Here is a 23,055-nt window from a genome sequence, read left to right as displayed (position 1 = left end):
CGAGCCCAAGGGCATGTTTGCACGTTTCTGGCGTGAAGCCGTCACCACCTACAAATCCAGGGCCTGCCTGGCCCTGCTGCTGCTGGGCTTCGCCGCGGGCCTGCCGGCCATGCTGGTGTTTTCCACCCTGTCGGTCTGGCTGCGCGAAGCGGGCGTGAGCCGCGAGACCATCGGCTACGCCAGCTGGATCGGCCTGGCCTATGCCTTCAAGTGGGTCTGGTCGCCCATGCTCGACCTCTGGAAGCTGCCGCTGATCGGCAAGCTCGGCCGCCGCCGCTCCTGGCTGGTGCTGTCGCAGATCCTGGTGGGTCTGGGGTTGATCGGCATGGCGCTGTGCAATCCGCAGCAGCACCTGGAGCAGCTGATCGCCCTGGCGGTGCTGGTGGCCTTCGCCTCGGCCACCCAGGACATCGCCGTGGACGCCTATCGCCTGGAGATCGCCAGCGACGACCGCCAGGCCGCCCTCGCCGCCTGCTACATGACCGGCTATCGCATCGCCGCCCTGCTGGCCAGCGCCGGCGCGCTGTTTCTCGCCGAGGAACTGGGCTCGTCCCGCCTGGGCTACAGCCAGAACGCCTGGGCCACCACCTATATGCTGTTCGCCCTGCTGGTCCTGCCCGGCCTGGTCACCAGCCTGCTGATCCGCGAACCCGAGCCGGTGGCGCCCATGGCCATGGCGGAATCACGCTTCGGCTTCAATCACCAGCTGGTGGCGGTCGCCCTGCTGCTGGTGATGCTGGTCTCCATCCCCGCCGCCATCAATGCCGCCATCGCCCAGGCCTGGCCGCGCGCCCTGCTCTACAGCCTGTTCATCGTCGGCTGCCTGTCGCCCTGGGGGCGCTATTGCTCCAAGCCGCTGAGCGATCTCATGCGGCGCATGCGCGAACCGCTGCGACTGCGCGATGCGGCCAATGCCGAAGAGCTGCCGCGCTTCGACTTCGTCCACCAGATGGTCTCGGTGATCCTGCTGATCGTGCTCATCGTCGCCGTCACCGGTGGCCTGTCGGCGCTGGCCGGCGGCTACTGGCCGCGCGGCCTGATGTACGGCCTGATCGCCTGGCTCTGCCTCACCGCGCCCGGGCGCCGGCTGATGGCACCGGTGCTGACGCCCATCACCGAATTCATCCAGCGCTACCAGTGGCAGGCGCTGCTGCTGCTCGGCCTGATCTCCACCTATCGGCTGTCGGACACGGTCATGGGCGTGATGGCCAGCGTCTTCTATATCGACGTGGGCTACAGCAAGGAAACCATCGCCGGGGTCAGCAAGATCTTCGGGGTGTTCATGACCCTGTTCGGCGCGGGCCTGGGCGGCGTGCTGATCACCCGGGCGGGGATCCTGCCGATCCTCTTTCTCGGCGGCGCCGCCTCGGCGCTGACCAATCTGCTGTTCGTGGTGATCGCCTCCACCGGCGCCAACGTGCCGCTGCTGATCGCCACCATCTGCGCCGACAACGTCAGTGGCGGCATGGCCACCTCGGCCTTTGTCGCCTACCTGTCGAGTCTGACCAACCTCAGATTCTCGGCTACCCAGTACGCCATGCTCAGCTCGCTGATGCTGCTGTTGCCGCGGCTCTTGGGCGGTTACTCGGGGGCCATGGTGGAGCACGTCGGCTACAGCTCCTTCTTCTCGCTGACCGCCCTGATGGGGGTGCCGACGCTGCTGCTGATCGCGGTGCTCTGGCTGCGCCAACGCCGCGATCCCGCCGTCTTCAAGACCGGCGGGAATTGAGCGGGAGCTAGGCGGCGGGGCTGGACTCGCCCTGCGCTTCAGCGACCGGTGCGGTGTTGGCGAAGTGCACCACCCGCTGCGGGAAGGGAATGCCGATGCCCACCGCGCCCAGGCGGTCGCGAACCTGCTCGTTGAGCATGAACATCATCGGCCAGTAGTCGCCGCTGTCGGTCCAGAAGCGCAGCGACAGAGTGATGGCGCTGTCGCCCAGGGCCGATACCACCACCTCGGCGGCCGGATCCCGATGCACCCGCGGGTCTTCCGCAAAGGCCAGCAGCACCTCGCGGCCCCTCTGCAGATCGGCTTCGTAATCCACACCGACATCAAAGATCACCTTGCGCTTGGGTTGGCGCGAGTAGTTGGTGATGATGCCGTTGGACAGGTTGCCGTTGGGGATGGTGACGGTCTTGTTGTCCCCGGTCAGCAGGATGGTGTGGAAGATCTGGATGGAGTTGACCGTGCCCAACACACCCTGGGCCTCGATGAATTCACCGACGCGAAAGGGGCGAAAGGTCAGGATCAGCACGCCACCGGCGAAATTCGACAGGCTGCCCTGCAGCGCCAGACCTACGGCCAGACCGGCCGCACCGATGATGGCGACGAAGGAGGTCGTGGCGATGCCGATCATGGACGCCGCGCTGACCGCCAGCAGGATCTTGAGGATGATGCTGACCAGACTGCCGAGGAAGCTCAGTAGCGCCGGATCGGCACCATGGTGGGCCGCCAAGCTGCTGGCCTTGCTCGAGACCTTGTTGATCAGCCACCAGCCGACGGCCAGGGTCAGCAGCGCCAGCAGCACCCGGCCGGAATACTGCAGGACGATGGGTAGCCAGCCCGCGGTCAGCGCCAGCAGGTGGTTGTATTGGTTTTCGATATCCAAACGGCTTCTCCTGTTACCTCTTCAGTCAGATGTCGCCGCGCTTGGAGGCGACCCTAAAGGGAGTCAGCTCAATCGCGGAAGTTCTGGTATTGCAGGGGCATGCCCAGGGACTGGCCACGCAGCAGGGCGATGACTTCCTGCAACTCATCGCGCTTCTTGCCGGTGACGCGCACCTGCTCGCCCTGGATGGCGGCCTGGACCTTGATCTTGCTGTCCTTGATCAGGGCGACGATCTTCTTCGCCAGCTCCTTGTCGATGCCCTCGCGCAGGGTGGTCTCCTGCTTCACCGTCTTGCCGGAGGCATAGGCGTCCTTGACCTCCAGGCACTGGACGTCGATCTTGCGCTTGGCCAGGTTGACCTTGAGGATCTCCAGCATCTGCTCGAGCTGGAAATCGGCGTCGGCGGTCAGGGTAACGGTAAGGTCCTTGGCCTCGAAGCTGCCCTTGCCACGCAGGTCGTAACGGCGATCAAGGTCCTTGATGGCGTTGTCCACGGCATTGGTGACTTCGTGCTTGTCCAGCTCCGATACCACGTCGAAGGAAGGCATGGATTTTCTCCTCGGTTGGGGTGGGGCAGCCTTGACGCTGCGGCATGACCGACCATTATAACGACTGGCCCTCTTCCTCAGGAATCCGACCATGCGCAAGGAATCGACACTGGAGTCACAGCGGTGAGCTGGCACGTGCTGGGCGCCGGCAGTCTCGGCGGACTCTGGGCCGCGCGGCTGTTTCGCGGTGGCGAGCCGGTCCGGCTGATCCTGCGCGATCGCACGCGCCTGGCGCAGTATCGCGCCCGCGGCGGCCTGCAACTCAGCGAAGGCGACACCACCAGCCTCTATCCGCTGCCGGCCGAGACGCCCGAGGCCGGCAATCCGATCCGCCGGCTGATCCTCGCCTGCAAGAGCTACGACGCCGAAGAGGCCATCGCCAGCGTCGCCGCGCGCCTGGAACCGGAAGCCGAGATCCTGCTGCTGCAGAACGGCCTGGGCAGCCAGGACGCCGTGGCCGCCCGGGTCCCGCGGGCGCGCTGCCTGAGAGCCAGCACCACCGAGGGGGCCTATCGCGAGACCGATTTCCATGTGGTCGCGGCCGGTGCCGGGCAGATCTGGATCGGTGACCAGCTTGGCAGCCATACCCCGCCGCCCTGGCTGGATACCCTCGCCGAGCTGGGTTTCCCGGTGCGCTGGACCGACGACATCGACGCCCGCCTGTGGCGCAAGCTGGCGATCAACTGCGCCATCAATCCGCTGACCGTGCTCTATCGCTGCCGCAACGGCGAACTGCGCCAGCATCTGCCGGAGGTCACGGCGCTCTGCGACGAGCTGGCGGCGCTGCTGGAAGCCATGGGACTCGCCCCGGCGGCCCAGGGGCTGCAGCAGGAGGTCGAGGCGGTGATCGCCGCCACCGCCCACAACCGCTCCTCCATGCTGCAGGACGTGGAGCGCGGCCAGCGCACCGAGGTGAGCTACCTGCTCGGCCACGCCCTGCCGATCGCCGGACGGCTGCGCCTGCCGGTGCCGCACCTGACCGAGCTGCAGCAGCGCCTGCAGGCCCGGCTCGCGGAGCGTGGATTGCCCGTGGACTAGCTGCGGGCTACCCTGCCCGCTTCCCTGTTGCCACGGCTGCGCCATGATCCTCGCCAAACGCCTGAAGAATCTCCCGGTCGGCCGCAAGTTGCTGGCCGCCCTGCTGGTGATGATGATCGCGGTGCTGGTGGTGGCCAACGTGACCTTTATCAGCGCCGCCTACTGGATCTCCCAGGAAAGCGTGGCGCCCCAGGCGCTGCAGACCCTGGGCCGGCTGTTCGCCAGCCCGGTGCTCAGCCGCGAGGTGCTGGCCTCGCCGGCGGCGGCCGAGGTGCAGCTGCGCCAGCTGGAGGGCTATGCGCCGCTGCGCCTGGCCGCGGTCTACGACAGTCAGGGCCAGCGCCTGGCCGAGTTGCACAACGGCGATCGGCTGCAGGTGCCGGCGCGCTTCGAAGAGCTGCAGACCTGGCGCTTGCGCGAATTCCGCACCAATCTGCTGGTGGAGCTGCCGCGTCCCGAGGGTGCGCCCGGGCATCTGCTGCTGGTGGCCAGCAGCGAACTGCCGGGGGCCTTCTACCGTGGCACCCTGACCGCCAGCCTGGCGATCCTGACCTTCAGTATCCTGCTCTGGCTGGTGGTGGCGCGGCAGATCAAGAGACTCATCACCCTGCCGATCCGCGAACTGGAAGAGCTCTCGCGCCAGGTGACCCGCGAGGAAAACTATTCGCTGCGCGCCAGCAAGGGCAGCGAAGACGAACTGGGGCGCCTGGCGGAATCCTTCAACACCATGCTCGGCCGCATCCAGGGCCGCGAGCAGCAACTCAAGCGCGCCCGCGACGACGCCCAGTACGCGGTGCTGCAGGCGCAGAGCCTGGCCGAGGAGACCCGCCGCTCCAACCGCAAGCTGGAGCTGGAGGTGCAGGTCCGTGGCAAGATCGAGAAGAAGCTCACCGGCTTCCAGAACTACCTCAACAGCATCATCGACTCCATGCCCTCGGCGCTGATCGCCGTGGACGAGCAGTTCTACGTCACCCAGTGGAATCAGGAGGCCACCCACCTCTCCGGCACCCAGCTGGACGAGGCCCTGAACCAGCCGGTGTTTCTCGCCTTTCCCTCGCTCAAGCCGTTCCTGCCGCAACTGAGTCGCACCGCCGAATTGCTGCGGGTGGAAAAGGTGGAGCGGGTGACCTGGGCGCTGACCGATACCCCACGCCACTACACCCTCACCTTCTACCCGCTGATGGGCGGCGCCGGGCGTGGCGTGGTGATCCGCATCGACGACATCACCCAGCGCCTGAACATGGAAGAGATGATGGTGCAGTCGGAAAAGATGCTCTCGGTGGGCGGCCTCGCCGCCGGCATGGCCCACGAGATCAACAATCCGCTGGGCGCCATCCTGCACAACGTGCAGAACATCCGCCGGCGACTGTCGCCGGAGTTGCCGAAGAACGTCGAGCAGGCTGCCGAATCCGGTGTCGAGCTCAATGCGGTGAACTGCTACCTGGAGAGCCGGCAGATCCCGCGGCTGCTCGACGGCATCCACCAGGCCGGCAGCCGCGCGGCCAAGATCGTCAGCCACATGCTCGCCTTTAGTCGCCGCAGCAATCGCAAGATGGAAGCCAGCGAATTGCCGCCGCTGATCGACCAGGCCATCGAGATCGCCGGCAACGACTTCGACCTGGCCGAGGGCTTCGACTTCCGCACCCTGTCGATCATCCGCGAATTCGATCCGGCGCTGGGGCCGGTGCCGGTGATCGGCAACGAACTGGAGCAGGTGCTGCTCAACCTGCTGAAGAACGCCGCCCAGGCCATCCATCTGCGCGACGACGAGGAAGAAGGCGAATACGGCCGCATCACCTTGCGCACCAAGCTACGCGGCGGCTGGGCCGAGATCCAGGTGGAAGACAACGGCATCGGCATCTCCGAGGACATCTGCAAACGCATCTTCGAGCCCTTCTTCACCACCAAGGAAGTGGGCCAGGGCACCGGTCTGGGCCTGTCGGTGTCGTACTTCATCATCACCAACAACCACAAGGGGCAGATGGAGGTGCACTCCACGCCCGGCGTAGGGACCTGCTTCACCCTGCGCCTGCCCCTCGTCCAGGCCGACTTCGACGCGGCCTAGGACCTCATCAGGAGCTGCGCCATGGGTTTTCGCCTCACCGAGATCTACACCCGCCAGGGTGACGCCGGCGACACCGGCCTGGCCGACGGCAGCCGGGTACCCAAGGACCATCCGCGCATCGAGGCCATCGGCGCGGTCGATGAACTCAACAGTGCCCTGGGCCTGCTGCTCGCCGAGCTGGCGGACGATGCCCGCCTGGCCGAGGTGACCGACGCCCTAGCGCCCTGCCAGCACCGCCTGTTCGACCTCGGTGGCGAACTGGCCATGCCCAGCTATCGCGCCCTGCAACCGGTGGAGATCGAACGCCTGGAGGGCGCCATCGATCGCTGGAACGCCGAGCTGGGGCCGCTGGAGAACTTCATCCTGCCCGGCGGCTCGCGCGCCGTGGCCCAGGCCCATGTCTGCCGCACCCTGGCGCGCAGCGCCGAGCGCCGCTGCCGCAGGCTGCACGCGGTGGAGCCGCTGGAGGGCCAGGGCCTGCCCTATCTCAATCGCCTGTCCGACCTGCTGTTCGTCGCCGCCCGCATCGTCGCCCGGCGCCAGGGGGTGAGCGAGGTGCTCTGGCAGGCCGCGCGGCCATGAGCGCGCCGGCCGCACCCGCCGCGCCACCGCCGCGCCGCCACGAGGGCCTGCTGGCGCTCTGGGACGGCCTGATCCTGATCCTGGTCTGCGTGAACCTGGCGCTGATCCTGTTCGACAGCCTCTATGCCCTGGGACCGCTCAACCAGGCCCTGGCCTCGGTGTTGCCCGGCTTCCACGCCTTCTATGGCGAACGCATCCACGCCCATTTCACCCGCATCGACCTGGTGTTCGTCGCCTTCTTCATCGCCGATGTGCTGCTGGGCTGGCTGGTGGCGGTGATCGAACGCCGCCATGCGCGCTGGTACCACTACCCCTTCATCCACTGGTACGACGTGCTCGGCTGCATCCCCCTGGGCGGCTTCCGCCTGCTGCGGGCGCTGCGCATCGTCTCGCTGCTCTTGCGCCTGCAACGCCTGGGGCTGATCGACATGCGCCGCTGGCGGCCCTATCGGCTGTTCAACCACTATTACCAGCTGCTCATGGAAGATTTGTCCGACCGGGTGATGATCAAGATCTGCGGTGAATTGCAGGACGAACTCAACACCCGCGACGACTTCTCCCAGAGCGTGATCGACCGCGTCATCCGCCCGCGCAAGCAGCGACTGATCGACGGCATGGCGCTGCGCATTCAAGCGATGGTGGAACAGGGCTACAGCCAGAATCGCGCCACCCTGGAGCGTCTGGTCGGCGACGTGGTGCAGCGTGCCCTGGACGAAAATCCCGACCTGGCCCGGCTCAAGCGGCTACCCATGGGCGAGCGCCTGGCCGACACCCTGGACGGGGTGCTCACCGATATCGTCAACGGCCTGGTCAGGGAAGCGGCGGCCAGCCTGCGCACCCGCGACTTCCGCGCCCTGGCCAGTCGCCTGGCCAATCACGGCTTCGATCAGAGTCTGCCCAGCGGCGCCCAGGACAATGCCCTGGACGAGGTGCTGGTGGAGATTCTCGAGGTGTTCAAGCAGAAGGTCCTGCAGCGCCGGCTCGATCAACTCGATGGCGAGCTCTGGCCGCAGGAATGGCAGCGCAGCGAGATCGATCCGATCAACGCGCCCCAGCGCTGATCTGCTGCTGCAGATTCTGCACCTGGGTCTGCAGGGTGGTGATGTTGCGGGTGGTCTGCAGGCGGAAGGCGTCGAATTCCTTGCTGTCCGGACCCACCGGGCGGGCGTCCAGCTCGCTGCGCAGCACCAGCAGGTCCTGCTGCATCTCGCCCAGGGCCTGATTCTGGGCACTGGGCTTCTTCAGCGCGGCGATGTCGGCCTGCAGCGCCTTGTTCTGCGCGGTGAGGCTGGCGACCTGCTCGGTCAGGCTGGCAGTCTGCGCCAGGCCGTTCTTCAGTGCGGCCTGCTCATCGGCCAGGGCCTTGAGGCGGTTATCCACCTCGCCACTGCCGGTCTGCACCGTCTGCACCGCGGTGGAAAGATTCTGCAGGCGGTTGTCCTGGGCCTGCTGGTTGTCCGTCACCCCCTGCTGCTGGCGGGTGAGTTCGGCGACCTTGGTCTGCAAGGTCTTGACCTGCAGCAACAGGGCCTCGCGACTGGTGGTGCCGGAGGATTCGCTTTCCACCAGCTTGCCGGAGATGTCCCTCAGACGACCCTGGGCGTCTTCGCTGATGCGCGCGAAGTTTTCCTGGGTGGCCACCACCTGCTCCTGCATCAGCACCAGTTGCTGGTGACTCCACCAGGCGACTCCGGCCAGGGCCAGGGTCAGGGCCGCGACCAGCACCCACAGTGGCGCGGTGGACGGGCCGCGGCGTACCGCGCGGGCATGACCGGTCGCGGGTTCGCGATAGACCTCCTCGGCTTCGACCGACCGGCGACCCGCGGGACGGCGATCGTCACGCTCCGGCGTCAGACTCGGGACGTTATCCATTTCATCGAGAAGATCGTTGCGCATGGCAGACCTGTGAGCAAAGGCAGAAAGACGAAATCGCGGCCAGTATAACGGCCGTCGGCGCCGACGCGAGGCCGTGCGCAGACGGATTCGCCCCGGGAGCGTGCTCGGAAACGCAGTCTGCGCCGATAGCAAAGCGCCAGCATGCCATATCCTGGGCGCCCTCGGGTGCGGAGCTAGACCGGGCCGCTACGGACTTGGGGCGCCCGCGGGCGGTATTCTTCCAGGGCGGTCCAGGAGCTGGGCTCGGGCAAGTAACCAAAGGCCTCCTGGGCGGCGCGAATGTCCAGGGTGAAGGGACTGTCGAGCAGCTCCGGCCAACGCGACTCGTGACCCGGGGTGCGCAGGCGGGCATAGAGACGCCGGGGATCGAAGGCCTTGCGCTCGACCACCGGCGGCAACTCGAAGCGCCGCAGCAGGAAATTGATCGCATCCCAGCACACCAGCGGCTGGCCATCGCTGAGGTTGAAGACCTTGCCCCGGGTGGCGGCCGGCTGCCTGAGCAGCAGGGTCACCAGGGCCTTGCGCAGATTGCCGGCGCTGGTGAAGTCCCAGCGATTGAGACCGTTGCCGCTGCGGCCCAGCTGCCTGGCCTTGGCCCTTTCCAGCAACCAGCGCGCCCAGTCGCGATCGGCCAGGCCGAGCACCTGGGCCGGCCGCAACACCGTGACCTGGGGGCCGAATTCGCCGGCGGCCAGGGCCAGGCGCTCCAGTTGCAGCCGGCGCTGGGCCTCGCTGCTGCCGGGTTTGGCCGGCACCTGGTCTTCCTTGAGCGCTTCGCCGCCCCGCTCGTAGACGCGGGCGGACGAGACATAGACGAATTGCGCGACCTGCTGCTGCAGGGCGGCTTCGATCAGCACCTGACCGTGGTCGAGATCGGCCGCGCTCGGCACACCGGCCACATCGGTACAGTGGGCGATGGCGTCGATGTCGTCGCACAGCGCCACCACCTGCGCGGGCTGGTCGAGCAAGGCCGGGTGATAGTCGGCGCCGCGCTCGACCAGGGCGTCCAGGGTCGCCCCGGGGCGGCCGTGCACCCGCACCAGTTGGCCGCGGTCGAGCAGGTCGCAGGCCAGGCCCGCACCGAGCGGCTCGCTGGCGCCCGTGATCAAGATACGCATGTCGCTGGGATTCCCGAAGCTGTCCGCGGTCGCCCGGGGCGACCCATTCGTCAGTGTAACCAAAGCCTTCGACAGGCGCCGCTAGTCGCGCACCAGCCACTGGCCGGCGACCTGTTCGAGGTGCCGGGTCAGGGCCTGCAAGGCGGCGCCGCCATTGCGCCAGTGATGCCAGAACAGCGGCACGTCCACCCAGTGACCGGGCGCCAGATCCACCAGCGCGCCGCGCGCCCGGGCGGCCGCGCTCTGGATATCCGGCAGGAGGCCCCAGCCGATGCCGCCCAGGGTCATCTGCAGAAAGCCTTCGGCGGAAGGACAGAGGTGGTAGTCGAAGGTCTGGGTGACGCCGAGCTGCTCCAGATATCGATGCTGCAGGCGATCATCCGGGCCGAAGACGATGGCCGGCGCGCGTGCCAGGGCCTGGGGATCCGGCAACGCGGCCAGTTGCCGGGCGCGGAATTCCGGACTGGCCAGGGCCCGGTAGCGCATGGCGCCCAGGGCGCTGACCCGCGCCCCGGCCAGCGGCTGGCCATTGGCACAGAGGCAGGCCGCCACCTCCCCCGCGCGCATCCGTCTGAGCACCACGTCCTGGTCTTCCACCACCAGATCCAGCAACATCCGCTGCGCCCGGACCCAGGGGCCAACCGCCAGCGGCCACCAGTTGGCCAGGCTGTCGGCATTGAGGGCGATGCGCAGGCGCTGCGGCGCCTCGTCGGCCAGGCCCGGTACCTCGCTGCCCAGATCGGCTTCCAGCAGCCGCACCTGCTGGATATGGCGCAGCAGCCGCAGACCCGGCGCCGTCGGCTGCGGGGGTGTCTCCCGCACCAGCACCGCCTGGCCGACCCGGGCTTCGAGCAACTTGATGCGCTGGGACACCGCCGATTGCGACAGCCCCAGGCGCCGCGCCGCCCGTTCGAATCCGCCCTCTTCCACCACCACCGCCAGGGCTTCCAGCAACTTGTAGTCAATCATCGATTCAGCTAATGCTGCATAAGGAATATTGGTTTTTCTTATACACCCGGACGCGGCAAGGTGGCAGCCAATCCAGCACGACAGGGCACCACCTTCGCAATGAACAGCTACGTCACCGGCCTCCTGACCATGGCCAGTCTCATCATGGCGCTGGGCGCGCAGAACACCTATCTGCTGGCCCAGGGGCTGCGCCGCGAGCATCATCTGGCCATCGCCGCCTTCTGCCTTACCTGCGACGTGATCCTGGTGGCCGCCGGGGTGCTGGGCCTGGCCGCGCTGATCCAGCACAGTCCGTTGCTGGTGGACATCCTGCGCTGGGGCGGCGCGGCCTTTCTGCTCTGGTATGGCGCCCAGGCGCTGCGCCGGGCCTGGCGGCCGGCGGCCATGGGCACCCTGGCCGCGGCGGAGCCACGCAGCCGACGGCAGGCGCTGCTCGCCGCCGCCGCCGTCTCCCTGCTCAATCCCCATGTCTATCTGGACACGGTGCTGCTGGTGGGCTCCCTGGGCAGCCAGCAGGCCGCGCCCCTGGCCTATGTGTTCGGCGCGGCCACGGCCTCCATGCTGTGGTTCTTCGGCCTCGCCCTGGGCGCTGCCTGGGCCGCGCCCTACCTGGCCCGTCCGGGGGTGTGGCGGTTGATCGATCTGCTGGTGGCCGGGGTGATGTTCGCCGTCGCCGCCCAGTTGCTGGTCTCGACCTGAGGCTGGCCTTCGCCGGGCGAGCGCCCTAAGCTGCGGCTCTGCGTTTCCTGTCGAGAGTCCTCATGCCCTTCGCCCGCTCGCTCCGCAGTCAGAGCCTGCTCCTGTTCGGCGGCAGCCTGCTGCTGATGCTGCTGATCGCCCTGGCCGGCTTCGGCCTGCTCTCCCGCGAGTTGCATCGCTACCAGCACCTGATCGAAGGCCCGCTGGAGCGCCTGGTGGAAATCGACGACACCCACCTCATCTTCAAGATCCAGGTCCAGGAGTGGAAGAATTTTCTCCTGCGCGGCGGCGATGCCGCGACCGCCGAGCGCTACTGGCAGGCCTTCCTGACCCGCGAGGCGGAGGTCGACCGGCGTCTGCAGCAGCTGACCGGCAGCGTCGATCCCGATCTGCAACCGCGGCTCCAGGCCCTGCGGGCTCAGCACGGCCGCCTGGGCGAGCGCTATCGCGCCGGCCACACGGCCTATCTGGAACATGACCGTGATCCGCGTCGCGGCGATGCCGAGGTCCGCGGCATCGACCGCGAGACCGCCGAGGGCTTCGCCGCCCTGGTCGACGACCTGCACGGCCGCACCGCCGCGCAGATCGCCGCCATCCGCGCCGAGGCGCAGCGTGACATCCTGCTCGCCGGCCTGGCCCTGCTGCTTTGTGGCGGCGGCCTGCTGTTCCTCGGGGTACGGCTGGTGGAGCGGCGGCTGGTGGATCCGCTGGTGGCCTGCGCCCGGCAACTGGGGCTGCTGGCCCGCGGGCGTTTCGGCGAGCGCCTGCCCGGCGGCCGCGATGACGAAATGGGGCGCCTGATCCTCAGCACCAATCTCTTGCGCGACGCCGCCGTGCAGCACACCCACGACCTGCGCCACCAGGCCGGCGAGGTGGGCGCCCTGAGCGCCCTGCTGGCGAGTCAGCTGGTGACCGAACCGGGCCAGCCGCCGCGAGAGGTCGATCCGCAGGTGCTCAAGGACGTCAGCCGCCGTCTTGCCGACATCGCCGGCGATCTGCAGGAAGCTGCCAGCCAGCGGCAGGACTGAGCTGCGGCGCTAGAGCTGCGCCGGCACCTCGCGCCACGCGCCCGGCGCCAGGTCGTCCAGCGTCCAGGGGCCGATGCGGACGCGCACCAGGCGCAGGGTCGGCAGGCCCACCGCGGCGGTCATGCGCCGCACCTGGCGATTGCGCCCTTCGCGAATGGTCAGCTCGATCCAGGCGGTCGGCACGCTCTTGCGAAAGCGCACCGGCGGATCGCGCTCCCACAGTGCTGGCGGCTCCGCCAGCAGGCGCGCCTCGGCCGGCAGCGTGGGGCCGTCATTGAGGTCGACGCCCTGGCGCAGGCGCTGCAGCTGCTCTTCTCCAGGTGTGCCCTCCACCTGGGCCCAGTAGGTCTTGGGCAGCTTGTGCCGGGGATCGGCGATGCGCGCCTGCAACTGGCCATCGTTGGTCAGCAGGAGCAGGCCTTCGCTGTCGCGATCCAGGCGGCCAGCGGGATAGACGCCCGGCACCTCGACATAGGCCTTGAGGGTCGCGCGGCCGTCGGCGTCGGCGAACTGGGTGAGCACGTCGAAGGGCTTGTTGAGCAGCAGCAACCGCGGCGTGACCGGCGGGGCCTTGGCCTGGCGACGCGGACGCTGGGCGGGGGTGGAACGGGTATTTCGCGACATGGGGATCGACGGCGGCTAGCCAAAGGGTAATCTGGACCGCCCAGTCTATTCGTCCGAGGTCCCATGCGCATCTTTCGTCCGCTGTGGCTGATCCACCTGCTGACCCTGGCCGGCTGCGCCTCCTCCGCCTACGAGGGTCCGCGCTCCGATCACTTCGACGGCGAGCGCTTTCACAACCTGGCGCCGCGCGAAGACAAGAGCCTCTGGACCCTGCTGAAATGGCAGTTCACCCGCACCCGTCCCGAGTGGACCTGGCAGGAAGGGCCGGCCGTGCCGACGCGGCCAGTGGCCCGGGTCGAGGGTGGCGAATTGCGGGTGACCTTCGTCAACCATGCCACCCTGCTGATCCAGCATCAGGGTCTCAACATCCTCGCCGATCCGGTGTGGTCGGAGCGGATCAGTCCCTTCAGCTTCATCGGCCCGCGGCGCTATCACGCGCCGGGCGTGGCCCTGGATGACCTGCCGCCGCTGGACCTGATCTTCGTCAGCCACAGTCACTACGACCACATGGATCTGGCGACGCTGCGGCGCCTGGCCGAGCGTGCGCCCCTGACGCCGGTGGTGACGCCCCTGGGCAACGCCGAGCTGATCCGCCGCGAGACCGGTTTCGTCACCGTCAGCGAACTGGACTGGTGGCAGAGCCTGCCGCTCAAGGACGGCCTGCGCCTGCACCTGGTGCCGGGCCAGCACTGGTCGGCGCGCAGTCGCTTCGACACCAACCGCCGGCTGTGGGGCGGCTTCGTGCTGGAGGCGCCGACCGGACCGGTCTATTTCGCCGGCGACACCGGCTGGGGGCCGCACTTCGCGCAGATCCGCGAACGCCTGGGGGCACCGCGTTTCGCCGCCCTGCCCATCGGCGCCTACGAACCGCGCTGGTTCATGCAGGACAGCCACCTCAACCCGGACGATGCCGTGCGCGCCCATCAGGCACTGGGCGCCGCCAGCAGCCTGGGCATCCACTTCGACACCTTCTCCCTGAGCGACGAAGCCCAGTTCGCCCCACCCCGCGACCTGGCCCATGCCCGCACCCTGCATGGCCTGGCGGACGAGGCGTTCCGGACACTGGCGCCGGGCGAGGTCTGGTCGGTGCCCTAGGTTCAAGGCGAAAGGGACTGGGCGCTACTCCACCAGACCCTTGTCCCAGAGTCGTACCAGCTCGCTGGGCGCGCGGTCCTCGGGGATCAGCAGGGTCAGCTCGTCCTGCTGCTCGGCGGGCTGGGGGCGGAAGCGCAATTCAACCTTGAAGTAGCGCTGATCGCCCCGCCCGACCTGGGTCGGCTCGCCCGACTCCGGCAGGCAACGCTCCAGCACCGAGCAGATGCGCCCACGCTGGGCGCTGTCGTACTGGCCGAATTCGATCTCCCGCGGCTTGCTCAGCGCGTGCAGGGGCGCGAAGCCGCCCTGTCGCGAGAGTCGCACCACGGTGTCCTTGCCCAGCGGGGGAAGTTCGCGCATTGCCCTGCTCCTCTAGATGAGAGTGACGCCCACGCCAGCCCAGGCCTCCTCGACCGCACGCACCTCCGACGACTCGGCGCCGAAACGGCGACCGGCATTGGAGACGGTCAGGCGGGCGAAAGCGGCGAAATCCGCATCGTTGGCCAGGCGACTGTCGCAGAGGGTGTCGTACCAGATCGGCCCGGCCTTTTCCCAGGCGTAGCCACCCAGGGCCATCGCCGCCAGATAGAAGGCCCGGTTGGGAATGCCCGAGTTGAGGTGGACACCGCCGTTGTCTTCGCGGGTCTCGATGTAGTCGCGCATATGCCCGGGCTGGGGATCCTTGCCCAGGGTCGGATCGTTGTAGGCGGTGCCCGGCTCGGCCATGGACCTCAGGCCCTTGCCGTTGATCTTCCGGGTCAGCAGCCCGGCGCCGATGAGCCAGTCCGCCTCGGCGGCGGTCTGCTTGAGTTCGTACTGCTTGACCAGGATGCCGAAGACGTCGGAGACCGACTCGTTGAGCGCGCCGGACTGGTTGAAGTACACCAGTCCCGCCTCGCTCTCGGTGACGCCATGCACCAGTTCGTGGGCGATGACGTCCAGGGCGATGGTGAAACGGTTGAAGATCTCGCCGTCGCCATCGCCGAACACCATCTGCTCGCCGTTCCAGAAGGCGTTCTGGTATTCCTGGCCGTAGTGGACGGTGCCGGCCAGCGGCAGGCCCTGGCCATCGATGGAGTTGCGCCCGAAGACCTCGTTGAAGAATTTGAAGGTGGCGCCCAGGTAGTCATAGGCCTCGTCCACCGCCACATCGCTCAGTGCCGGCTGCCCTTCCTGGCGCACCAGACGCCCGGGCAGCTGCATGGCATTGCCGGCATCGAAGATGCTGCGCTGCGGACTGGCGTCATCGGTACGCGGCAGCGGCCCGACCGGTGCCTGGCGCACGCCGGGGCGACCGGGATTGTGCAGCAGACTCTGGACGTGACTCAGGGTGGTCAGGGCGCAGGAACGCTGGTGTTCGTCGCCATGATCGATGATGCGACCAAGAATGTAGGGGGGAATCACCCCCTGGTAGGTGCCCGGGTTACGAGACATGCGCGCCCTCCTCCTCTGGGGGACAAAGGTCCCCGATCACCGCAGCGTGCGGTCCGTGTTTCTTGGACCACGAAACGACCAGACGGCTCCCGCCTCTTCACCCGGAGGCAGGCTTCTGGTACAAAGGCACCCCACGCGGGCGTCGTATAATGGCATTACCTGAGCTTCCCAAGCTCATGACGAGGGTTCGATTCCCTTCGCCCGCTCCAGATTCCAGACGGCCTCCAATCAGTCCTTGCGCACACACTGATTGGGGGCCGTTGCGTTTCCGGGCCCTGCCAAGGGGTTTCGCGCGCGCGAAACCTAGCCCGCCACCAGCCCCTTCACCCGCTGCGCCAGGGCCTCCACCGCGAAGGGCTTGGTCAGGATCGCCATGCCCGGTTCCAGGTGGCCGTCGCTGAGCAGCGAGGTTTCGGCGAAGCCGGTGATGAACAGCACCTTGAGCGCCGGGCGCTGGACGCGCGCGGCGTCGGCCAGCTGGCGACCGTTCATGCCGCCGGGCAGGCCGACGTCGGTGACCAGCAGATCGATGCGCGCATCGGAATGCAGCACTTCCAGGCCGCCGGCGCCATCGGCGGCCTCGATGATGACGTAGCCCAGTTCGCGCAGCAGATCGGTCACCAGCATGCGCACCGTGGGTTCGTCGTCGACCACCAGCACCGTGGCATTGGCGCCCTCCAGCAGAGCGGGCTGGTTCTCCACCCGAGGCAGCCCGCACGGCCGCTCCACCGGTCGCAGGGGCAGGTACAGGCAGACGGTGGTGCCTTCGCCGGGCGTCGAGCGCAGCCGCAGCTGGCCGCCCGACTGGCGGGCGAAGCCATAGATCATCGACAGCCCCAGGCCCGTGCCCTGCCCCATGGGCTTGGTGGTGAAGAAGGGCTCGAAGGCCTTGGCGGCGACCTCCGGGGTCATGCCGCTGCCGCTGTCGGTCACGCTCAGGTGCAGATAGCGCCCCGCGGCCAACTCGAATTCGCGGGCAGCCGCCGCATCGAGGGTGCGATGCCTGGCCTCGATGAGGATGCGCCCGCCAGCGGGCATGGCGTCGCGGGCGTTGATGCACAGATTGAGCAGGGCGTTCTCCAGCTGGGACTGGTCCACCAGCAGGGGCTGGTCGTCCGGCAGGCTGCTGAATTGCACCTGGATGGCCGGTCCCACGGTGCGCTGCACCAGGTCGAGCAGGCCGCCCACCAGCTGGTTGATCTCGGTGGCTTCCGGGGCCAGGGTATGGCGGCGGGCAAAGGCCAGCAGCCGATGGGTCAGGGCCGCGGCGCGCCGGGTGCTGCCCTGGGCGGCCGTCAGGTATTTTTCCAGCTCGGTGAAGCGTCCCTGGTCGATTCTCCGACTCATGAGGTCGAGGCTGCCCGAGATCCCGGCGAGCAGGTTGTTGAAATCGTGGGCCAGGCCGCCGGTGAGTTGCCCCACGGCTTCCATCTTCTGCGACTGACGCAGGGCCTCTTCCGAGCGCCGCAATTCTTCGGTGCGTTCTTCGACCCGCTGTTCCAGGGTGGCGGTCAGGTCCCGCAGGTCCGCCAGGGCGCGGTCGCGCTCGTCGGCCAGGGCACGGCGGGCGTCCACGTCCAGCAGCACACCGGGAAAGCGCAGCGGGGTGCCATCTGGCGCCAGTTCGACGTGGCCGTTGGCCTCCAGCCAGTAGTAGCGGCCATCACTGCGGCGGACCCGGTACTGGTGGGCATAGCGCCCGCCGCGCCCGAGGACGTCGGCGATGGCCGCGGCCAGGCCGGCCTGGTCGTCCGGATGGACGGTGGCCACCACCTGCGCCAGGCTCAGGCCATCGCGCCCCAGGGCCGGGTCGAGGCCGAAGTTGATGGCGAAGGCCTCGTCGACGGTGAATCTGTCGGTGGGCAGATCCCAGTACCAGGTGCCGATGATGGCGCCGGCGGCAAGGGCCAGCTGCACGCGCTCGGCAGCGGCCAGCACGCTGCTCTCCGCGGCGCGGGCGCTGTCACGCTCGTCGATGCGCGCCGAAAGCTCCTGCTCGAGGGTCAGGTTGTGCCGGCGCAGGGCGGCCTCGGCGGCGTCGCGCTGGCGATGGGCCAGGACGCTGGCGGTGGTCTCGGTGGTGATGTTGAGCATGCCGACGATGCGCTCGCCATCGCGCAGCGGGCTGTAGGAAAAGCTCCAGTAGGTGTCCTCGGGATACCCGTTGCGGGTCATCACGAAGTGCTTGTCGACGAAGTGCAGCGCCTCGCCGGCCAGCGTCCGCGCGATCAGCGGCGCGATCTCGTCCCACAACTCCGCCCAGACCTCGTCGATCGGCTGCCCCAGGGCGGCCGGATGGCGGGCGCCGAGAAAGGGGGCGTAGGCCTGGTTGTAGATCAGCGTCTGCTCGGCGCCCCAGGTGGCGCACATGGCGAAGGGAGACGCCATGAGCAGGTCGTAGGTGGTCCGGAGGGCCACGGGCCAGCTGGCGCGCGCGCCCAGTGGCGTGGTTTCCCAGGCGAAACTTTCGAGATAGGACAAGGGACGACTCACTGACAGAGGCACGGAGGGATCTCGTGGCCGTCCGGGCCTGCCGCGAGGCGCCCGGATGCCCATGATAGGCAGGTACGCAAGCCCCTGCCAGTACCGCGATCCATCGCCGGCGCCGCCTTGCCCATCCGAGGCGGGACCGGGCCTGCGGCATGCTGTCCCGGTGAAACGACTGGCACCGGCGCCGTGCATCTCTTACCGTGTGGCCCCCGCTGTCGCTGTCAGGTATCCGCTCGTCATGTCCGCGTCTCCCACCCCGCCCGAGGGGCTGCAACGCAGCCTGTCCAATCGCCATCTGCAACTGATCGCCATCGGCGGCGCCATAGGCACCGGCCTGTTCATGGGCTCGGGCAAGACCATCGCCCTGGCCGGCCCCTCGATCCTGCTGGTCTATCTGATCATCGGCAGCGCCCTGTTCTTTGTCATGCGCGCCCTGGGCGAGTTGCTGCTGTCGGATCTGGCGTACAAGTCCTTCATCGACTTCTGCACCGATCTGCTCGGGCCCTGGGCCGGCTTCTTCTGTGGCTGGACCTACTGGTTCTGCTGGATCGTCACCGCCATCGCCGATGTCATCGCCATCGCCGCCTATGCGCAGTTCTGGTTTCCCAGCCTCGCGCCTTGGATCCCGGCGCTGCTCTGCGTGCTGCTCCTGCTGGGCCTGAATCTGGTCACGGTGCGGCTGTTCGGCGAACTGGAATTCTGGTTCGCGCTGATCAAGATCGTCGCCATCTGCGCCCTGATCGTCACCGGATTCGGCCTGGTGCTCTGGGGCTTCCAGTCGCCCTCGGGCAACGTCGCCAGTCTCGCCAATCTGTGGAACGACGGCGGCGTCTTTCCCATGGGGCTGGGCGGTTTCTTCGCCGGCTTCCAGATCGCCGTCTTCGCCTTCGTCGGTATCGAACTGGTGGGCACCACCGCCGCCGAGACCGCCGATCCGCGCCGCAACCTGCCACGGGCGATCAACTCCATCCCGGTACGCATCCTGGTGTTCTATGTGCTGGCGCTGGTGGTGATCATGGCGGTGACGCCCTGGCGCCAGGTGGTGCCGGACAAGAGTCCCTTCGTCGAACTCTTCGTGCTGGCCGGCGTGCCCATGGCCGCCAGCCTGATCAATTTCGTGGTGCTGACCTCGGCCACCTCCTCGGCCAACAGCGGCATCTTCTCCACCAGCCGGATGCTCTATGGCCTGGCCCGCGAAGGCCATGCGCCGCGCGGTCTCACTCGCCTTTCGCGGGCGGCGGTGCCGGCGCGTGGCCTGGTGCTGTCCTGCCTGTGCCTGCTGCTGGGTACGGTGCTGATCTACCTGATCCCCAACCTGGTCACCGCCTTCACCCTGGTCACCACCCTGGCCGCGGTGCTGTTCATGTTCGTCTGGTCGCTGATCCTGCTGGCCTGGCTGGCCTACCGCCGTACCCGTCCGGAGCGCCATGCCGCCTCAGTCTTTCGCCTGCCCGGCGGGCGCTGGGTGTGCTACGGGGTGCTGGCTTTCTTTGCCGCGGTGCTGGTGCTGCTGACCCTGCAGGACGACACCCGCCAGGCGCTGCTGGCCAGTCCGCTGTGGTTCCTGCTGCTGGGGGTGGGCTACTGGTGGCGCGGGCGGCGGCAGGCTTGTCCAGCCAAAAAGAAAGAGTCTCGTATGTGAATTTATTTCGTTTGATATAAATTCTCATTTACACCGATAGGCGACCTGCATAAGCTCTAGCCCGCACCTTTCAGCCGGGCACAGAGGAGCTTTGCATGTCGTTACCGTCTCTTATCCAGGAAGAACGCCTGCAGCTGCGTTGGCAGCAGGCGCTCGCCTCCACGGCCTTTCAAGACGCGGGCATCGATCTCGCCCAGTTGCGCGCGACCCTGGCGCCCGCGCGGGCACGCAGCCTGCAGCGCCTGCTGCAGGCCGTGCTCAGAGAGGGGCTGATCGAAGCCGACTTCCATCCGGACGAAGCCGGCGCCGCCACCCTGGTGTTGCGCGACGGTACCCGGTTGCGGGCCGAGCACCTGATGCCTGGGCGGATGGACAGCTGGGACCTGCGTGGCGCGGTCTGGCTGCAGCGTCCCGGCGCGCGGAGCGAGGCGATCCGCTGGCCGTCGCAACTGCTGATCCGCCTCAGCGAACACCTGGTCCAGCCGCCTGGCCGGGAGGCTCTGCAGCGTCTGGCCGAGGAGCTGGACGACAGTCTGGTCAACGACACCCTCTGCCTGGCCTTCAACGCCCATTGGAGCGCGAGCCTGCAGGCGCAGCATCCCGGGCAGGGGCTGCTGGCCGGCATGCGCCTCGCGGCGGCGCCCGCCAATCCGACGCTGCAGCTGGAGCAGTGGGGGACCCTCGGGCATCCCTGGCACCCGAACTACAAGACCAAGCTGGGTCTCGATACCAGCCGCCTGATCAGCTACGCGCCCGAATTCGCCGCCCGCATCGAAATCCGCCTGTGCGCCTTGCATCGCCAGTGCGCCCATGTGCAGCGGCTGCCCGGTACCCCCGACTACCAGAGCTGGTGGGCGGAACGTTTCCCGGAGGCCGCGACGCGTCTGCGCCAGCATCTCACCGCGCTGGGTCTCGACAGTGACGACTACTGGCCGCTGCCGGTGCATCCCTGGCAGGCCGAGGATGTCCTGCCGGGGGAATTTGCCGCTGAGATCGCCGATCGCCTGCTGGTCCTGACCGACATCCCCGCCTGCGAAGCAGCGCCCACCATGTCGTTTCGTACCGTATTGCCCGCGGCCAGCCGTACGGCGCCCATGCTGAAGCTGCCGGTTTCGCTGCGCCTGACCAGCGTGCAGCGCACCGTCTCGCCGCGCTCGGCGCGCATGGGACCCAGAGTCAGCGAATTGCTGCTGCGGATCCTGCAGCGCGAGCCCGAGCTGCAGCGGCAGCTGGACATCATTCCCGAGCGTCTCGGCGTGCATTATCAGCCACAGCCGGCGGACGACGAGCGCGCTCGCCACCTGGGCGTGCTCTATCGCGACAACCCCTGGAGTCGCCTGGCGCCGGGCGAGCTGGCGGTTCCGGTCGGCAGCCTGTTCGCCCAGGACGAGCAGCAGCGCCCCTTGCTGCGCGAATGGGTGGCCCTGGCAAAAGGCCGCGACGACGGCGCCGCCTTCCTGGCCTTTTTCGCCGACTATCTGGCCGTTGCCGTGCCCGCCCTGCTGGGGATCTACCTCAGGTACGGCGTGGCCTTCGAGGCGCACCAGCAAAACAGCTTCATGGTCATGGACGCCATGGGCCGACCGATCCGTCTGCTGCTGCGGGACTTTGGCGACATCCGCATCGACCGCGCCACCCTGCACGGTCAGGGACTTGACCTGGAACTGCACGATCCGGCGCTGACGCTGTTCGATGACGCCGCCTTTGTCCGCGACAAGCTGCTGCACACCACCTTAATGTGCCATCTGGGCGAGCTCGCGCTACTGGGCGCGCGGTATTGGCAACTGCCCGAAGCCAGCCCCTGGCAATTGCTGGCCGACGCCGTCGCCCGCTGCTTCGACGAAGCAGGCCCCCGGGTGGACGCGCAGCGCTGGCACCGCGAGCGGGCGGCGCTGCTGGAAGAGCCCTGGCCGGCCAAGGCTTTTCTGCGCATGCGCCTGCTCGACAGCCAGACCGATGTCGTCGGTCGCCTGGCCAATCCGTTGCGGACCTCCCGGGATGACTGCTGAAGTCCGCGGTCTGCGGCTGCTGCTGGCGATCCAGCTGTTATCGATGGGCGCCATGGAGATGAGCGGACCCTTCTGGCCGTTGCAGATTGCCAGCCTGCTCGGGCCGGAGGGCGCCCAGTACACAGCGTTGCTGTCCGCGGCGGTCTATGCCGGTCCGCTGCTGGCGGCCATGCTGTTGACCCCCTTCTGGGGGCGCCTCGGCGACCGCACCGGCCACCGGCCGATGATTCTGCGCGCCCTGCTGGCCCTGGCGCTCTGCCAGGGCCTGGCGGCGGTGGTCAGCGACGCCTGGGCGCTGGTCGCGGTGCGAGTGGTCCAGGGTGGCCTGGCCGGCTTTCTGGCGGCGGCCCAGGCCTATGCGCTGGTCTGGTGCGCCGGCGGCAGTCGCGGCCGCACCCTCGCCCAGTTGCAATCGGTCACCGCCCTCGGCTCTCTGCTCGGCCCTGTGATGGGCGGCTGGCTGCTGGACGCGGCAGGCTTTCGCCTGCTCTGCACCAGCGCCCTGGCCATCTGCCTGCTGTGCGCCCTGGCGGCGCTCTGGCTACCGGCGGATCGCCCCCAACCCCGCACCCACCGAGGCGCGCAGACGCAGGCCCTACCCCGTGGCTGGCTGGCCGGCATCCTGCTGGTGATCGTGCTGGTACAGGCGGCCAAGCTCATGCCGCAGCCCTTCTATGCCCTCTATGTCGCCCAGGTGCTGCAGGCACCGGGCTGGCTGATCGGCGCCACCTACGGCGCCAGCGCCCTGAGCCTGGCGCTGTCCGCACCGCTCTGGGCGCGGCTATTCGATCGCTGGCAACCGGCGCGGACCCTGGCCCTCATCGAAGGCGTGGCCTGGGCCTGCGCCCTGACCCTGGCCGCCACCGCCCTGGCCGGCAGCTGGCCGAGCTTTCTCGCCACCCGTCTGCTCTGGGGCCTCTGGCAGGGTGCGCTGCTGCCGGTGGCCTATGCCCTGATCGCCAACACCCTGAGCGTTAGTCAGCAGGGCTTCGCCCTGGGCCTGGGCAACAGCGCGGCCAAGGCCGGCGCCCTGATCGGCACCCTGCTCGGCGGCGCGGCCATGGCCGTGGCCGGTCTGGGCCAGGCGTTCTGGCTGGTCGCGGCCCTCTATTTCACCGCCGCCCTGGGCATCCGATTGATCCGCCAGTCTCGCCTGACGCCGGCTTGTCAGGCGCCCAACCCCTCCCCAACCACCCCTCAATAAGAAGT

20 protein-coding genes and 1 tRNA gene are annotated in these 23,055 nt (G+C 68.2%); 12 read left to right on the top strand and 9 right to left on the bottom strand.

Translation table 11 applies throughout. The features are described from left to right. The first annotated feature begins 13 nt into the window (after nt 1-13). Nucleotides 14-1,729, top strand: coding sequence for an AmpG family muropeptide MFS transporter (locus tag EC839_RS11520; RefSeq protein ID WP_007161929.1), 1,716 nt, complete (start codon nt 14-16; stop codon nt 1,727-1,729). 7 nt (nt 1,730-1,736) lie between these two features. Here EC839_RS11520 and EC839_RS11515 read toward each other — a convergent pair whose 3' ends face one another. Together EC839_RS11515 and EC839_RS11510 are read right to left on the bottom strand one after the other, a co-directional pair. Then, entirely contained in the window at nt 1,737-2,582 is an 846-nt protein-coding gene (locus EC839_RS11515) for a mechanosensitive ion channel family protein (protein WP_372237654.1), read from the bottom strand. A 95-nt stretch (nt 2,583-2,677) separates the two neighbouring features. Beyond that, the gene (locus EC839_RS11510) at nt 2,678-3,157 is read right to left on the bottom strand and encodes a YajQ family cyclic di-GMP-binding protein (protein WP_007161927.1); all 480 of its coding nucleotides are present in this window, start codon (nt 3,155-3,157) and stop codon (nt 2,678-2,680) included. Nucleotides 3,158-3,280: 123 nt separating this feature from the next. Here EC839_RS11510 and EC839_RS11505 point away from each other — a divergent pair, with 123 nt between their 5' ends. Genes EC839_RS11505 through EC839_RS11490 form a run of 4 tightly spaced genes read left to right on the top strand, consistent with a single transcriptional unit; the run spans nt 3,281 to nt 7,903 of the window. Then, nucleotides 3,281-4,195: a putative 2-dehydropantoate 2-reductase gene (locus EC839_RS11505; RefSeq protein ID WP_007161926.1), complete on the top strand. Its 915-nt coding sequence runs from the start codon at nt 3,281-3,283 to the stop codon at nt 4,193-4,195. 43 nt (nt 4,196-4,238) lie between these two features. Next, on the top strand, nt 4,239-6,260 hold the full coding sequence (locus EC839_RS11500) for an ATP-binding protein (RefSeq protein ID WP_007161925.1): 2,022 nt from the start codon (nt 4,239-4,241) through the stop codon (nt 6,258-6,260). A 21-nt stretch (nt 6,261-6,281) separates the two neighbouring features. Beyond that, nucleotides 6,282-6,842, top strand: coding sequence for a cob(I)yrinic acid a,c-diamide adenosyltransferase (locus EC839_RS11495; protein ID WP_007161924.1), 561 nt, complete (start codon nt 6,282-6,284; stop codon nt 6,840-6,842). Next, nucleotides 6,839-7,903, top strand: a complete 1,065-nt coding sequence (locus EC839_RS11490; RefSeq protein WP_007161923.1) for a hypothetical protein — start codon at nt 6,839-6,841, stop codon at nt 7,901-7,903. The genes EC839_RS11495 and EC839_RS11490 overlap by 4 nt, the downstream gene beginning before the upstream one ends. Here the strand turns inward: EC839_RS11490 and EC839_RS11485 are convergent. The 3 genes from EC839_RS11485 to EC839_RS11475 form a co-directional block, all read right to left on the bottom strand. Next, nucleotides 7,884-8,738 carry a hypothetical protein gene (locus EC839_RS11485; RefSeq protein WP_039976163.1) on the bottom strand — a complete coding sequence of 285 codons (855 nt, stop codon included), beginning with the start codon at nt 8,736-8,738 and terminating at the stop codon, nt 7,884-7,886. The two genes, EC839_RS11490 and EC839_RS11485, sit on opposite strands and share 20 nt — an antisense overlap. Nucleotides 8,739-8,911: 173 nt before the next feature. Continuing rightward, nucleotides 8,912-9,856 (bottom strand): NAD(P)-dependent oxidoreductase, encoded by a 945-nt coding sequence (locus EC839_RS11480; protein WP_007161921.1) that lies wholly within the window; start codon nt 9,854-9,856, stop codon nt 8,912-8,914. Between the two features lie 81 nt (nt 9,857-9,937). Continuing rightward, the gene (locus EC839_RS11475; protein ID WP_007161920.1) at nt 9,938-10,825 is read right to left on the bottom strand and encodes a LysR family transcriptional regulator ArgP; all 888 of its coding nucleotides are present in this window, start codon (nt 10,823-10,825) and stop codon (nt 9,938-9,940) included. A 99-nt stretch (nt 10,826-10,924) separates the two neighbouring features. Here EC839_RS11475 and EC839_RS11470 point away from each other — a divergent pair, with 99 nt between their 5' ends. Together EC839_RS11470 and EC839_RS11465 are read left to right on the top strand one after the other, a co-directional pair. Then, a complete protein-coding gene (locus EC839_RS11470) occupies nt 10,925-11,524 on the top strand; it encodes a LysE/ArgO family amino acid transporter (protein ID WP_007161919.1) in 600 nt (199 codons plus the stop codon). Between the two features lie 62 nt (nt 11,525-11,586). Next, nucleotides 11,587-12,552: a hypothetical protein gene (locus EC839_RS11465; protein ID WP_007161918.1), complete on the top strand. Its 966-nt coding sequence runs from the start codon at nt 11,587-11,589 to the stop codon at nt 12,550-12,552. Nucleotides 12,553-12,561: 9 nt separating this feature from the next. Here the strand turns inward: EC839_RS11465 and EC839_RS11460 are convergent, their stop codons facing one another. Next, complete coding sequence (locus tag EC839_RS11460; protein WP_007161917.1) at nt 12,562-13,176, bottom strand: pseudouridine synthase; 615 nt, start codon at nt 13,174-13,176, stop codon at nt 12,562-12,564. A 63-nt stretch (nt 13,177-13,239) separates the two neighbouring features. Between EC839_RS11460 and EC839_RS11455 the strand changes: the two genes are divergently transcribed. Then, nucleotides 13,240-14,271, top strand: a complete 1,032-nt coding sequence (locus tag EC839_RS11455; protein WP_007161916.1) for an MBL fold metallo-hydrolase — start codon at nt 13,240-13,242, stop codon at nt 14,269-14,271. A gap of 24 nt (nt 14,272-14,295) precedes the next feature. On the opposite strand, the gene EC839_RS11450 is transcribed toward EC839_RS11455, so the two are convergent. Then, nucleotides 14,296-14,631 (bottom strand): protealysin inhibitor emfourin, encoded by a 336-nt coding sequence (locus tag EC839_RS11450; protein WP_007161915.1) that lies wholly within the window; start codon nt 14,629-14,631, stop codon nt 14,296-14,298. 12 nt (nt 14,632-14,643) lie between these two features. Next, entirely contained in the window at nt 14,644-15,705 is a 1,062-nt protein-coding gene (locus tag EC839_RS11445; protein ID WP_007161914.1) for a M4 family metallopeptidase, read from the bottom strand. 135 nt (nt 15,706-15,840) lie between these two features. Here EC839_RS11445 and EC839_RS11440 point away from each other — a divergent pair. Continuing rightward, nucleotides 15,841-15,914, top strand: a tRNA-Gly gene (locus EC839_RS11440). 94 nt (nt 15,915-16,008) lie between these two features. Here EC839_RS11440 and EC839_RS11435 read toward each other — a convergent pair. After that, complete coding sequence (locus tag EC839_RS11435; protein WP_372237653.1) at nt 16,009-18,075, bottom strand: ATP-binding protein; 2,067 nt, start codon at nt 18,073-18,075, stop codon at nt 16,009-16,011. A gap of 358 nt (nt 18,076-18,433) precedes the next feature. Here EC839_RS11435 and cycA point away from each other — a divergent pair, with 358 nt between their 5' ends. The 3 genes from cycA (at nt 18,434) to EC839_RS11420 (ending at nt 23,050) form a co-directional block, all read left to right on the top strand. Continuing rightward, nucleotides 18,434-19,837: a D-serine/D-alanine/glycine transporter gene (gene cycA / locus EC839_RS11430; protein ID WP_007161912.1), complete on the top strand. Its 1,404-nt coding sequence runs from the start codon at nt 18,434-18,436 to the stop codon at nt 19,835-19,837. A gap of 95 nt (nt 19,838-19,932) precedes the next feature. After that, nucleotides 19,933-21,846, top strand: a complete 1,914-nt coding sequence (locus EC839_RS11425) for an IucA/IucC family siderophore biosynthesis protein (protein WP_007161911.1) — start codon at nt 19,933-19,935, stop codon at nt 21,844-21,846. Then, the gene (locus EC839_RS11420; protein WP_007161910.1) at nt 21,836-23,050 is read left to right on the top strand and encodes an MFS transporter; all 1,215 of its coding nucleotides are present in this window, start codon (nt 21,836-21,838) and stop codon (nt 23,048-23,050) included. The genes EC839_RS11425 and EC839_RS11420 overlap by 11 nt, the downstream gene beginning before the upstream one ends. The last annotated feature ends 5 nt before the right edge of the window (nt 23,051-23,055 follow it).

This window comes from Pseudomonas sp. JUb52 (assembly GCF_004341115.1).
Lineage (GTDB): Bacteria > Pseudomonadota > Gammaproteobacteria > Pseudomonadales > Pseudomonadaceae > Chryseomonas > Chryseomonas oryzihabitans.
The sequence above is the reverse complement of the archived record's forward strand: the minus strand, read 5'-3'. Positions and strand labels throughout refer to the sequence as shown.